The organism is Kitasatospora sp. NBC_01287 (assembly GCF_026340565.1).
Lineage (GTDB): Bacteria > Actinomycetota > Actinomycetes > Streptomycetales > Streptomycetaceae > Kitasatospora.
Map to the genome: position 1 here is coordinate 798,832 of NZ_JAPEPB010000001.1, position 12,416 is coordinate 811,247.

A 12,416-nucleotide genomic window follows, 5' to 3' on the forward strand; every position below is an offset into this window, starting at 1 on the left:
TGTCGCTGACCCGAGAGCTACCCGTCGAATCGCCGCCATTCAAGGCCGAGTTCGCTAAGTGGCTGCAGCGCGCCGCGGTGGCATGCCCCGATCTGGACGGTGACCTCGCTCTCGTTGCGATAGCTCGGCGAGACCTGAGCGACAACACCAGGCGCGACGAGGAAGTTCTTCGCAACGACCGGCGACATGAACGGGCGGAGCGGAACACGCTGCAGAAAGCTCTCAAGCACCGGCAGCAACTGGCCGGGCAGGCCCCGCGCAGCCGCCTGGTAAGGCGCGGTGATGGCCGCTTCGTGAAGGGAGAACTGCAGGAGGAACCGACTCAGAGGCTCCTGCTCCGGTGTGGAGACATCACCACTGGTAAGCAGGACAGCCGGGTCGGTGCTCGCGGCATCGGGCTCCCAAGACACCGACCAGTCCCAGCCTCCCTGGTTCTCGTCAGCGAACCTCAGGCGCCCCTCCCGTCCGCCCGGCGCGAGCGCTGCCAACGGTTCGATGAAGTTCTGCTCCCCGAGAATGGCAGGACGTTTCTCGGCAAGACGGTAGAAGTCGGCCAACGCGGGCGGAACGAAGTCAGGGACCGTACGGACGGACGGCACCGTATCGGTTTCCGGATACCAGCCAGTAACGAACATCTCCAAGGCATGCTGCGGGTCACGCCCGATCCCCTCCAACCATTCCAGGCCGGGGAGGATGGGCATGGCGCCCGGTGGCCGGACCACAGCGAGCGTCTCGCGGCTCAGCGACGGGTCGATCCACAGGTCACAGCTGGTCAGCTCATCTTCGGCCCCCTCGCAGCCGCCGACTTGGACGACGCCGAGGTAGAGGCAGCGTCCGTCGACCCGGACCGCGAGGTGTATCGGCAGTTCCGGGTCGTCGGCCAGGTGGGTTGTGAAGGGCATGGGGCCCATAAGCCGCGCTCTGACCGGCTCGGGTGCCGGACCGATCAGTCGGAACTCCTCCTCGTTCCACACCCCGCTGACCGCGGCGTCATCGCCGGCATCCGCAACGATCGCCGTGCCCGACGCACCCAGGGCCACCACAGCGCCAGGCACCGGGAACACCCGTACGTCTGGACCGGCAAGGCCCAGCAGCACGTCTTCGTCGACCATGTCCAAGCGGGTGAGCGGCATTCGCGGAGTGTATCCGGGAAGCGATCTTCGACACCCTCGGAGCCCTCCACGTCAACTCCACTTGTGACCAGCCCCACGTCAGCAGTCCATGTCTCGTGAGACATACGAATCGCGAAGAACACCTGCACGTGCACGTGGTGCCGCGCAACCGGAAGGACGGGCTGCGCGGCTTCTTCTGGCCGCGCGGCCGCTACGCAGACGACACCGAGGCGCGGCGGACCGCCGAGCTGATCCAGGCCCGCGCCGCCGCACTGCTCGACGATCCTGGCACTGACCCTTTCGGGTGATATGACGCCGGGTCAGGAATATCGCGGCCGAGCTGGGCACTGTCATCGGCATGGCAACTCTTGGACTGATCGGCAGCGGAAACATCGGCGGCACCCTGGCCCGGCTCGCGGTGAACGCTGGCCTCGACGTGGTGCTCAGCAACTCGCGCGGGCCCGAGACCCTCGCACAACTGGTGGCCGAGCTCGGCCCGCGCGCCCGCGCCGCGACCCCGGCACAGGCCGCCGAGGCGGGCGACTGGGTGGTGGTCACCATCCCCCTGAAGAACGCCTTCCAGCTCCCCGCCGCCCCGCTGGCCGGCCGCATCGTGCTCGACACCGGCAACTACTACCCCGACCGCGACGGCCACTTCGCCCGGCTCGACTCCGGCGAGGCCACCAGCAGCGAGCTGGTCCAGGAGCACCTGGCCGACTCCAAGGTGGTCAAGGTCTTCAACAACATCTACTTCGGCCACCTGCTTGACCTCGCCCGCCCCAGCGGCGCGCCCGACCGCTCGGCCCTGCCGATCGCCGGTGACGACGCCGCGGCCAAGGAGCGCGCCACCACCCTGCTGGACACCCTCGGCTACGACGCGGTCGACGCCGGTCCGCTCGCGGCGAGCTGGCGCTTCCAGCCCGGCACCCCCGCCTACGGCCTGCCCTACCTGAAGGACCCGGCCGCCCGCCTCGACCAGGATCCGGGGCAGCCCGCCGACACCGCCACCATCGAGCAGGCCCTCGCCGCCGCGACCCGCTGAGCCACCGCCCCGGCGCCACTCGGCCATCGCTGGGGGCACACTGACCGGCCACCGGGCCGCCGCCCATCCGGGCGGCGGCTCGGCGTCACCAAGCCCCGGGCGCCGCCTTGGGCAGGGCCCGGATCACCGTGACCAGGGCCCGATCCCCGTGCGCAGCTTGGCGCACACGGTGACCAGCTCATCGGTGAAGAGCACCAGGTCAGCGGGCTTTCGGCTGGTGATCAGCGGTCCGGGGCCGGCCTCGCAGAGCCGCACCTGCTCGTCCACCCAGTCGGCACCCGCGTTCACCAGATCGGTGCGCAGGCTCGGCCAGGAGGTCAGACTCCGCCCGCGCACCGCGTCCGCCTCGATCAGCAGCCAGGGCGCGTGCCCGATCGCCGCCACCGGCTTGCCCGCCGCGCAGCAGGCCCGGACGAAGTCGACCGCTCCGGGGTCGAGCCGCAGCGCGTCGACACCGGCCACTCCGCCCGGCAGCACCAGGGCCGCGTAGTCGGCGGGGTCGCTCTCCCCGACCACCGCGTCGACGCCGAAGGTGTCCGCCCGTTCCAACTGCCGGTAGGCCTGCACCCGCCCCGCCGCGGTGGCCAGCAGCCGCGGCACGCCACCCGCTTCGAGCACCGCCTGTCGGCACACCGCGAGGTCGCGCTGCTCGACCCCCTCGGGGGCGGCGAGAAGCGCGAGGGTCAGCCCTTGCAAGGTGATCACCTGCACCACACCTCCTGTTCCGGCCCCCTGGCATCCTCTCCCGCGCACCGGCGGTCGGGCCGCCGCCGCGCCACCCGCCCCGAGGCTCACCCGGTCGGCCCCGATCCACCACGCGCCGGACGGGGGATGCCTGCACCGGCGGCACACCACCGACCGCCCCGGCCCGCACCACGGCATCACCGCACCACCGCACCACCACCCCCTCCCCCAACCGCACCGCCCCCGATCAGGAGCACAGATGACGAGCGCCGACCTGCTGACCGACGCCTTCGGCCGCGCCAAGGAGGCCGTCCACGAGGCGGTCAAGGGCCTGGGACCGAAGCAGCTGACCGCCCGGCTGGACGAGGAGGCGAACTCGGTGGCCTGGCTGGTCTGGCACCTGACCCGGGTCCAGGACGACCACCTCGCCGACGTGATGGCGACCGAGCAGCTCTGGACGGCGGCGGGCTGGCGGGAGAAGTTCGACCTGCCCTTCCCGGCGGACGAGACCGGCTACGGCCACGACCCGGAGCAGGTCGCACGGGTCCAGCTCACCTCCCGCCGCCTGCTCACCGACTACTACGACGCGGTGCACCGGCAGACCCTGGAGTTCGTACGCACATTGACCGACGCCGACCTCGACCGGGTGGTGGACGAGCGCTGGAGTCCGCCGGTGACACTCGGGGTCCGCCTGGTGAGTGTGGTCACCGAGTGCCTGCAGCACGCCGGCCAGGCGGCCTTCATTCGCGGCGTGCTGCTCCGTCGCAGCTCTTGACTGCTCTAGTTAGGAAACTTAACTTATGGACACCCAACTCCCGCGCGCGCCGCCTTCCCCTCTGGAGTACCCCGTGTCCGCGACACTCAGCAGACGGATCGGCCTGTTCCAGGCCATCACCATCAACATGAGCCAGATGTGCGGGATCGGCCCGTTCGTCACGATCCCGCTGATGGTGGCCGCGTTCGGCGGCCCGCAGGCCGTCATCGGCTGGCTGGCCGGCGCCCTGCTGGCCCTGGTCGACGGACTGGTCTGGGCCGAGCTCGGCGCCTCGCTGCCGGGCTCCGGCGGCTCCTACGTCTACCTGCGCGAGGCGTTCCAGTACCGGACGGGCCGGCTGATGCCGTTCCTCTTCGTCTGGACCGCGATGCTCTTCATACCGCTGATCATGTCCACCGGCGTGGTCGGCTTCGTCCAGTACCTGGCCTACCTGTGGCCGCAGATGACCAAGGCCCAGGGCGATCTGGTGGGCCTGGCCGTGATCGTGCTGGTCGTCCTGCTGCTCTGGCGCCGGGTGGAGAGCATCGCCAAACTCACCACGGTGATGTGGGGCGTGATGCTGGCCGCCGTCGGCGCGGTCATGCTCGCCTCCTACACCCACTTCTCACCGTCACGCGCCTTCACCTGGCCCGCGCACGCGATCGACGTGACGCACGGTCACTTCTGGCTCGGCTTCGCGGCCGGGCTGACCATCGGCATCTACGACTACCTCGGCTACAACACCAGCGCCTACCTGGGCTCCGAGATCAAGGACCCGGGCCGGGCGATGCCGCGCTCGATCATCTACTCGATCCTCGGCATCATGGTGATCTACCTGCTGCTGCAGATCGGGGTGCTCGGCGCGCTCGACTGGCACCAGATGCTCGACCCGAACTCGATCGCCTCCACCTCGGTCGCCTCCGCCGTGCTGCAGGCCACCTGGGGCAGGACGGCCGCCGACGTGGTCACCGTGCTGATCCTGGTCACCGCCTTCGCCTCGGTGTTGACCGGCCTGCTCGGCGGCTCCCGGGTGCCGTTCGACGCGGCCCGCGACGGCGTCTTCTTCCGCTCCTACTCCCGACTGCACCGCACCCACGAGTTCCCCACCCTCGGCCTGCTCACCATGGGCGCGGTCACCGCGGTCGGCTTCCTGATCGGCCGGCACACCAACCTGAACACCCTGATCAACCTGCTCACCACCGTGATGGTGATCGTCCAGGCCTTCGCCCAGGTGCTCGCCGTCACCGTGCTGCGCCGCCGCCAGCCCGACCTGCGCCGCCCCTACCTGATGTGGCGCTACCCGCTGCCGAGCGTGGTCGCGGCCGTCGGCTGGGTGGTGATCTACGGGTACGCCGACCGCAACGCGCCCGGCTACCACCCGATCGAGTGGTCGCTGGCCTGGGTCGCGGCGGGCGGGGCGGCGTACCTGATCTGGTCCCGCTTCGAGCGGACCTGGCCGTTCGGGCCGCGGGAGATCCGCGAGCAGTTCCGCCACCCGGAGACCGCCCCCGGCGAGCCGGTGGATGCCTGATGAACGCCCGACAGACAGCCGACTGATCGTCAGGACACCTGGACCGTACGGCAGATGGTGAGCGACGGCACTATCCGACCGCCGCCGTCCGGCGCTCGAAGACCTCCGCGCGCGCGTCCAGCAGCGCGGTGGCCAGCGCGCCGCGCAGCACCGCCTCGTCCCCCAGCAGGCTCGCCGCCAAGCGCGGCCGCAGCGGGGTGAGGCGGTGCAGCTCCTCCTCCAGCGGGGCGAGCAGCAGGTCGGCCCCGTTGCCCAGGCCACCGCCGAGCACCACCAGATCAGGGTCGAGCACCGCGGCCACCACCGCGACGGCGAAGGCGAGTTGCTCGGCCTCACGGCGCACGGCGGCGCACGCGGCGCCGTCCCCCGCGCGGGCCGCCTCGAAGACCCGCTTGGCCGTCAGACTGCCGCTCATGCCCAGCTCCCTGGCCGACCGCACCACCGACTCGGCCGCGGCCGTGCCCTCCAGCGTGGCCGGGGCCCCCGGCACGCCACTGCCCTCGGGCGCGGCCGCACCGCCCGCCATCGGCAGCAGCCCGATCTCGCCGGCCGCACCGCTGGCGCCCGGCTGCAGTTCACCGCCGACCACCACGCCCATGCCCACGCCGGTGCCGATCAGCAGGTAGACGAAGACCCGGCTGCCCGCGCCCACCCCGGCGGCGTACTCGCCCAGGGCGGCCAGGTTGGCGTCGTTGTGCAGGCTGATCCCGGTGCCCAGGCCGGCCGCGAGCCGCTCGAAGAGCCCGCGCCGCCCCCAGCCCGGCAGGTTGGCCGCGTAATGGACCCGGCGCTGCGACTCGTCCCAGACCCCTGGTGAGCCGATCGCCGCGTGCACCACGTCCTCGGGGCGCAGACCGGCCTCGGCGGTGGCCTCGTTCGCGGCGGCCACCACCGCGTCGGCGACGGCGTTGGCGCTGCGGCCGCGGTTGGGCACGTCGCGACGGGCCACGATCCGTCCGCTCAGATCGGCCACCGCCACCCGCAGCCGGGCCCGCCCGATGTCCACCCCGAGCACGTGCCCGGCCAGCGGATCCGGCTCGTAGAGCACCGCGATCCGGCCGCGCTCGGGGGCCAGCAGTCCGGCCTCGCGGACCAGCCCGGCCCGCTCCAGCATCGCCAGCGCGGCCGACACGGTGGGCTTGGAGAGCCCCGTGTCCCGGGCCAGCTGAGCCCGCGACAGCGGGCCGTCGGTGCGCAGCCGTTCCAGCAGCAGCCACTCGTTGTTGCTGCGCAGCCGCTGCCGGTTCCAGGGCTGCGCCGTCTGCGGCCCACCCTGCGAACCGGCACCTGTCGCCGGGCGGGTGCTCATCGATGCCTCCGGGCCGTTGTCATGCCTGCCGTACCTACGTCCGCCTGCCATACCTGCCGCGCCTGTTCCACGCCTCTCCACTCTAGGCACCCCGCCTGAGCAGCGGGGAGACCCGGGGCGGGCGACGGAGCGTCAGCCCGGTGCCGCCGGCACGTCTGCCGCGCACGGTGCGTCCGGTGCGGCCGGGTGGCGTGCCGGCAGGTCCGGGTTCTCCTCCCAGAGCGCCCGGTAGGGCGCCAGCCACTGCTCCAGCTCCCGCAGCGGCTCGGCGCGCAGCCGGTAGAGCCGGCGCTGCTCGGCCACCCGCACCTCCACCAGGCCGGCTTCGCGCAGCACCCGCAAGTGCTTGGAGACCGCAGGCTGACTGGCCGCCAGGGCCCGCGCCAGCTCGCCGACCGACCGCTCGCCACCTCGGACCAGTTCGAGTATCCGGCGGCGGCGCGGCTCGGCGAGCACCTCGAAGACCGACGTCACCAGCCCAGCATGCCTCTAGGGTTATATACCCGTCAAGGCATATGCTGACCACGCACGCCTCACTTCACCCGTGACCGGTCAAGGAGCAGAGCGATGACCGAAGAGACCCTCGCCCCACTGGCCCCGCTCGACGAGGAGTGGCAGCGCGCCCTGGCGGTGGTGGCCCACCCGGACGACATGGAGTACGGCGCGGCGGCCGCCGTGGCCCGCTGGACGGGGCAGGGCAAGACCGTCGTCTACGCCATGGTCACCAGCGGCGAGGCCGGCATCGACGCGATCGACCCGGCGCAGTGCGGCCCGCTGCGCGAAGCGGAGCAGATCGCCTCCGCCGCACTGGTCGGCGTGGACACCGTGGAGTTCCTGCGCCATCCGGACGGCGTGGTCGAGTACGGCCTGCCGCTGCGCCGGGACCTGGCCCGCCTGGTGCGCCGGTACCGCCCGGAGATCGTGATCACCACCAACTTCCGCGAGACCTACGGCGGCGTCTTCCCCAACCAGGCCGACCACATCGCCGCCGGGCGGGCCACCCTGGACGCGGTCCGCGACGCCGGGAACCGCTGGGTCTTCCGCGAGCTGACCGCCGAGGGCCACGAGCCGTGGGACGGCGTGCGTCAGGTCTGGGCGGCCGGCTCCCCGCTCTCCGGGCACGGCGTGGACACCACCGACACCTTCGAGGCGGGGGTGGCCTCGCTGGAGGCCCACGCGGCCTATCTCGCGGGCCTGGGCGGACAGATGGCGGACGCCCGCGGCTTCCTGGAGTCGATGGGGCGGGCCACCGGCAGTCGGCTCGGCACCAGGCTGGCGGCGGCCTTCGAGGTGATCAACCTCCGCTTCTGAGTGCTCGACGTGCTCGACCCGCGCCCGCGCGCGGGGCCCGGCAAGCACGGCCCCACCGCTGCGGCTAGGATTGACTGGTTGTCAGAATCGCGGGTCGGCACCGGTTGCCGCCCTTGGCGCAGCGCGATCCCCCGCGCGATCCCCCGGAGTGGAGCGAACGCAATGGCTGAGGAAGCGGCTTGCTGGGCGGCCTGGACCACCAAGAACGTGCGCTCGGGCCCCGGTGGCGTGCTCACCGCGGAGGGCGCCAAGCTCACCGGCGACCTGAGTGTGCACACCACATGGACGGGCACCGAGGCGATCCTCACCGTCCAGTACACCGACGCGCTGGACTGGTTCACCCTGCAGGGCAGCCCCAAGGCGGTGACCGAGGAGCTGGTCGCCCGTGATCTGCACCAGGCCGCCGTCAACGCGGTCAAGGCCGGCGGCGGCGCGGCCCTCGACTGAGGCACCACCCGTCCACCGGAGTGACGTGAGCCGGGTCGCGGCAGCTGCCGCGACCCGGCTCACGTCCGCTCAGTCGCCGGGCGAGTCGGCGGGCCGGACCGCGCCCAGCACTTCGCGCAGCAGCGGCAGCAGCTCCTCCGGTGCGGCCTGCGCCAGCTCCTCGAAGGCGCCACTGGTGCGGGCCAGGACCACCCCGGCGAACGCCGCCACCGCCAGCTCGGCGCGCAGCTGAGCCCGGTCCGCCCCCTGCTCGGTGAGCCGGTCGCCCAGCGGCCGCACCAGCCGCTCGGTCAGGTAGCCGCGAGCGGTCCGCTGGACCTCGCTGTTCTCGTTCGGCAGCACCGCGGCCTGGAACGAGGGCCCGGGGCCGCGCCGGTCGATGCGCTCCACCAGATCCCGCAAGCGCTCCGGGTCCAGCAGGTCGGCCGGGGTCGCGTCCCCCTGCTCGACCCGCACGGCGGCCAGGTAGAGCTGGGTCTTGCCGCCGAAGTACCGGGCGATCAGTGCCGGGTCGACGCCTGCGCGCTCGCCGATCTCCCGGGTGGTGGTGCGCTCGAAACCACGGTCCGCGAAGAGCTCGACCGCCGCCCGCACCAGGAGTTCACGGCTGCGCGCGGCGTCCCGGCGGCGGACCGGCGGCGGAGCGGCGGGCGGCGCACCGGCCGGGGTGCCGTCAGCGGGATCGGTCACCGCTCGGCCCGGGCCGAGGTGAAGGGGACCTCGTCCTCACCGGGCGCGATGTCCGCGATGCTCTCGTCCACCATCAGCTCCTCGTCCACCGCCACGTGGTCCACCGTCGCGTGGCCCACCGCCCCGGCGCCGCGCCGGGGCAGGACGATGGTAACCACCCCGATCGCCACCCAGACCGCACAACTGATCAGCGCGGCGAAGGTGTAGCCGGCGTTCGTGGGCAGCAGCTGACCGGGAGCGGTGTGCGCCTGCAGCACCGCGCCGCAGAGCGCGCTGCCGGTCGAGTAGCCGACGTAGCGCAGCACCTGGTTGAAGCTGACCGCACTGCCCACCTCGTGCGCCGGCACCGAGCTGACGATCAGTCCGGGCATCACCGCGAAGGTGCAGCCGACCCCGAGACCCGCGATCGCCATCACCACCAGCAGCTCCCAGAGCTGGTCGCGGGCGCCGAGGAAGACCAGCACCGAGACCAGCGAGACCGCGCAGCCCAGCGGCAGCACCAGCGCGGTGGAGGTGCGCCGGATCAGCAGCGGGACCACCTTGCTGGAGAGCACGCTCACCACCGAGAAGGGCAGCAGCACCAGACCGGCCACCACCACCGACTCGCCCAGGCCGTAGCCGGTGGCGGTGGGGGTCTGGACGTAGCGGATCACCAGCGACATCAGCAGGTACATCCCGACGCCGGCCACCAGCCCGGCCACGTCGGCGGTCAGCACCACCCGGTGCTTCAGCGCGCGCAGCTCGACCAGCGGGTGCTCGGTGCGCAGCTCGTGCCGGACCCAGCAGCCGAGCAGCAGCACCGCGGCGGCGGCCACCGCCCAGAGCCGACCGCTGGCCCAGCCCCAGGTCTCCCCCTCGCTCAGCACCAGCAGCAGACCGGTCAGCGCCAGACCGAGCAGCACCGCGCCGAGCCCGTCCAGCGGACGCGCGGCGCGGTGCGTGGTGGAGGGCAGCACCAGGGCGGCGAGCAGCAGCGCCAGGCCGCTGATCACGGCACCGAACCAGAAGCCGGCATGGATGCCGAAGGACTGGGCGATCAGTCCGGTGATCGGGTAGCCGAGGCCGACCCCGGCCACCGTGGTGATCGAGAGCAGCGCGACCGCCGAGCGCGACCGCTCGGCGGGCAGGCTGTCCCGGGCGGTGGCGATGGCCAGCGGCGTCAGCCCGAGACCGATGCCCTGCAGACCGCGCCCGACCACCAGCCAGCCGAAGCCGAGCGGCAGCGCGGCCAGCACGCTGCCGAGCACCACCACGGCAGCCGCCACCAGGGTCACCGTGCGCCGCCGCGGTCCGTCGCCGAGCCGCCCCAGGACCGGGGTGGCGACGGCGCCGACCAGCATCGTGATGGTCAGCGACCACTGGGCGTCGGCCAGCGAGACGTGGTCGACCTGGGCGATGGTCGGCACCAGCGGCGCCCCGAGACTGCTGATCACGGCGACCACCATGCCGAGGAAGACCAGCACGGGCACCAGGGCCCGGTGACGGAGCGTCGGTTGTGCGGCCGGAGCCTGCAGGTACGTCGCCACGGACGCGCCCTCCCTCTGATCGGACCGCGGGGTCCATGGCGGCCATGGCGTCCACGGGTAAGTCATCGTGCGATGTCATCTGATGATGACATAATGACGCGCGGACGGAAACCTCCCGGCCGCACCGGGCCCGCCACGGGCCCAGCGGCGGCCAGCGGCGGCCGGACAGGAACGGACGGGATGCGGGCGGAACAGCGGGCCCACCCCACGCGTTGCCGCTGATGGGTGCGGGGGTCCCCGCCGCCGCGGGCCTGGCGATGCGGCTGGACGATCGATCAGGGACGCGAGAGGAACAGGGACGACGATGGGCTCGCTGACCACGCTGATCCAGGCAGCCGGCCTGTGGTCGTACGCGCTGGTCTTCGTCCTCACCGCCGCCGAGACCAGTGCCTTCGTCGGCGTCGTCCTGCCGAGCGAGACGATGATCCTGGCCGCCGCGGTGCTGGCCGCCCACGGCACGCTCGCCCCGCTGCCGCTGGCCGCAGCGGTGGTCGCCGGCGGCGTGACCGGCGACAGCATCGGCTACGCGCTGGGCCGGCTCCTCGGGCGGCGGGTCGCGGACCGCCGCCGCTCCCGGCCGGTGCGCCCGGGCGGCCGGATCGACCGGGCCGGCGGCTTCCTGCGCGCGCACGGCGGCCGTGCCGTCTTCACCGGGCGCTTCCTGGGTTTCGTCCGCTCGTTCGTCCCGTTCGCCGCCGGGGCCGCGCGGATGCCCTACCGGCGCTTCCTCGGCGTCAGCGCCGCCGCCGCCGCGGCCTGGGGGTTGGGCAATGTGACGCTCGGCTACTTCCTGGGCGCCCCCGCGGAGCGCCTGCTGCACTCGGCGGGCCTGGCGGGCGCGGGCACACTGGCCGCCATGGCACTGCTCGCCCTGCTGGTGCTGCGACTGCGCCGCCGGAGCCGCCCCGAGCCGCGGTCGACCACGACCGCCACCATGACCGGCATCACAACCGCGCCCGCGACCACTGTGCCGTCCCCGCCCGCGACGGGGACCGCACCGCTGGAGGCGGCGTCGTCCCCGGTCCCGGCCGCCCGGCCGGCCGGACCCTCGGATTTGACGGCCCGGACGGCCCGGACGGCCCAGACGGCCCGGGTCGACTGAGCGGCCACGCGCCGCGCCCGGCCCGGCGCCGTCCCGGCCCGCTCAGTGGGCGCCCACCACGACGACGGCGCAGATCAGCGCCGCCAGCACCACGAAGGCCAGCGCGAGCAGCGCCTGCACCGGGCCGTGCCCCAGCGGTCGGCGATGGCGCATCCGGGCCTGGCGGGTCCGCCACTGGTGGTAGCCGACCAGCGTGGTCGCGACGGCGGCGGCGATCAGATAGGCGGACAGGGCCAACCGCAGGACGAAGGGGGCCACCCGGGGCAGTTGCAGGATGGCCAGCGAGCCGGCCAGCATCGCCAGGGCGGTGCGGGTCCAGGCGAGGAAGGTGCGCTCGTTGGCGAGGGTGGCGCGGTAGTCGGGCTCCTCCCCCTGCTCCCACCAGGCCAGCGGGCCGTCGCCCGCCGCGTCTCGCGCCCCGTCTCGCGCTCCGTCGGCCGTCGGCCGGTCCTCGGTCGCCATGGGACCTGCTTCCTGCGCTCGCGGCCCGGGCGTGCTCGTCCCGGCCGACCGCCCTGGTCCGGTGGATGATCAGGTTAGGTGGCCATGGCAGGCCCGCTCGCCGCCGACACGTCCGGCCGACCGGAGCGCTCCTCGCTCACCCGTCCGGCCGACCTGGGCAGCCGTGAGCCCGAGGGAGCGGCTGGACGGCCGGACCGCCGGACGGCTTCCGCGGCAGGTCTCAGCTCTCAGGTCTCCGGCTGCTGGCCGGGGGCCCCGGACCAGTCGCCGAGCACGGCGTCGTTGTGCTCCTCGGAGAGGTCGTGCGGCGTGCGGTCGCAGACGACGCGGGCGATCCGGCCGTCGAGGACGATGGCTCCGGTGGCAGCGCAGTGGATCATGCGGGTCATTGTCCCCGCGCTCCCCGGCGCGGTGCGGTCCGGGGCGCTCATGACGTGACCGCCCGC

The 12,416-nt window shown here is 73.1% G+C and carries 15 protein-coding genes; 7 read left to right on the forward strand and 8 right to left on the reverse strand.

All coding sequences use genetic code 11. The annotated features are described in order from the left end of the window. Positions 1-17: 17 nt before the first annotated feature. Positions 18-1,133, reverse strand: a complete 1,116-nt coding sequence (locus OG455_RS03095) for a hypothetical protein (protein ID WP_266289881.1) — start codon at positions 1,131-1,133, stop codon at positions 18-20. Between the two features lie 95 nt (positions 1,134-1,228). On the opposite strand from OG455_RS03095, the gene OG455_RS03100 reads away from it, so the two are divergent. Together OG455_RS03100 and OG455_RS03105 are read left to right on the forward strand one after the other, a co-directional pair. Beyond that, positions 1,229-1,420, forward strand: a complete 192-nt coding sequence (locus OG455_RS03100; RefSeq protein WP_266301089.1) for a hypothetical protein — start codon at positions 1,229-1,231, stop codon at positions 1,418-1,420. Positions 1,421-1,470: 50 nt separating this feature from the next. Beyond that, a complete protein-coding gene (locus OG455_RS03105) occupies positions 1,471-2,154 on the forward strand; it encodes an NADPH-dependent F420 reductase (RefSeq protein ID WP_266289883.1) in 684 nt (227 codons plus the stop codon). A 123-nt stretch (positions 2,155-2,277) separates the two neighbouring features. Here the strand turns inward: OG455_RS03105 and OG455_RS03110 are convergent, their stop codons facing one another. Then, a complete protein-coding gene (locus tag OG455_RS03110) occupies positions 2,278-2,859 on the reverse strand; it encodes a DJ-1/PfpI family protein (protein WP_323185398.1) in 582 nt (193 codons plus the stop codon). 238 nt (positions 2,860-3,097) lie between these two features. Between OG455_RS03110 and OG455_RS03115 the strand changes: the two genes are divergently transcribed. Both OG455_RS03115 and OG455_RS03120 read left to right on the forward strand, forming a co-directional pair. Next, positions 3,098-3,613, forward strand: coding sequence for a DUF664 domain-containing protein (locus OG455_RS03115; RefSeq protein ID WP_266289885.1), 516 nt, complete (start codon positions 3,098-3,100; stop codon positions 3,611-3,613). Between the two features lie 73 nt (positions 3,614-3,686). Then, positions 3,687-5,123 carry an APC family permease gene (locus OG455_RS03120; RefSeq protein ID WP_266289887.1) on the forward strand — a complete coding sequence of 479 codons (1,437 nt, stop codon included), beginning with the start codon at positions 3,687-3,689 and terminating at the stop codon, positions 5,121-5,123. Between the two features lie 70 nt (positions 5,124-5,193). Here the strand turns inward: OG455_RS03120 and OG455_RS03125 are convergent, their stop codons facing one another. Continuing rightward, positions 5,194-6,432, reverse strand: coding sequence for an ROK family transcriptional regulator (locus OG455_RS03125; RefSeq protein ID WP_266289889.1), 1,239 nt, complete (start codon positions 6,430-6,432; stop codon positions 5,194-5,196). Between the two features lie 132 nt (positions 6,433-6,564). Next, complete coding sequence (locus OG455_RS03130) at positions 6,565-6,906, reverse strand: helix-turn-helix transcriptional regulator (protein WP_266289891.1); 342 nt, start codon at positions 6,904-6,906, stop codon at positions 6,565-6,567. Positions 6,907-6,999: 93 nt separating this feature from the next. Between OG455_RS03130 and OG455_RS03135 the strand changes: the two genes are divergently transcribed. Together OG455_RS03135 and OG455_RS03140 are read left to right on the forward strand one after the other, a co-directional pair. Continuing rightward, positions 7,000-7,743: a PIG-L deacetylase family protein gene (locus OG455_RS03135; protein ID WP_266289893.1), complete on the forward strand. Its 744-nt coding sequence runs from the start codon at positions 7,000-7,002 to the stop codon at positions 7,741-7,743. Between the two features lie 162 nt (positions 7,744-7,905). Further along, entirely contained in the window at positions 7,906-8,190 is a 285-nt protein-coding gene (locus tag OG455_RS03140) for a hypothetical protein (RefSeq protein WP_266289895.1), read from the forward strand. 69 nt (positions 8,191-8,259) lie between these two features. Here OG455_RS03140 and OG455_RS03145 read toward each other — a convergent pair whose 3' ends face one another. Both OG455_RS03145 and OG455_RS03150 read right to left on the reverse strand, forming a co-directional pair. Continuing rightward, a complete protein-coding gene (locus OG455_RS03145; protein WP_266289897.1) occupies positions 8,260-8,880 on the reverse strand; it encodes a TetR/AcrR family transcriptional regulator in 621 nt (206 codons plus the stop codon). Further along, a complete protein-coding gene (locus OG455_RS03150) occupies positions 8,877-10,406 on the reverse strand; it encodes an MFS transporter (RefSeq protein ID WP_266289899.1) in 1,530 nt (509 codons plus the stop codon). The genes OG455_RS03145 and OG455_RS03150 overlap by 4 nt, the downstream gene beginning before the upstream one ends. Positions 10,407-10,710: 304 nt before the next feature. Here OG455_RS03150 and OG455_RS03155 point away from each other — a divergent pair, with 304 nt between their 5' ends. Continuing rightward, positions 10,711-11,508 (forward strand): DedA family protein, encoded by a 798-nt coding sequence (locus OG455_RS03155; protein WP_266289902.1) that lies wholly within the window; start codon positions 10,711-10,713, stop codon positions 11,506-11,508. 42 nt (positions 11,509-11,550) lie between these two features. Here the strand turns inward: OG455_RS03155 and OG455_RS03160 are convergent, their stop codons facing one another. Together OG455_RS03160 and OG455_RS03165 are read right to left on the reverse strand one after the other, a co-directional pair. Continuing rightward, positions 11,551-11,970 carry a YidH family protein gene (locus tag OG455_RS03160; RefSeq protein WP_266289906.1) on the reverse strand — a complete coding sequence of 140 codons (420 nt, stop codon included), beginning with the start codon at positions 11,968-11,970 and terminating at the stop codon, positions 11,551-11,553. A 227-nt stretch (positions 11,971-12,197) separates the two neighbouring features. Continuing rightward, positions 12,198-12,350 (reverse strand): hypothetical protein, encoded by a 153-nt coding sequence (locus OG455_RS03165; protein WP_266289908.1) that lies wholly within the window; start codon positions 12,348-12,350, stop codon positions 12,198-12,200. Positions 12,351-12,416 lie beyond the last annotated feature (66 nt).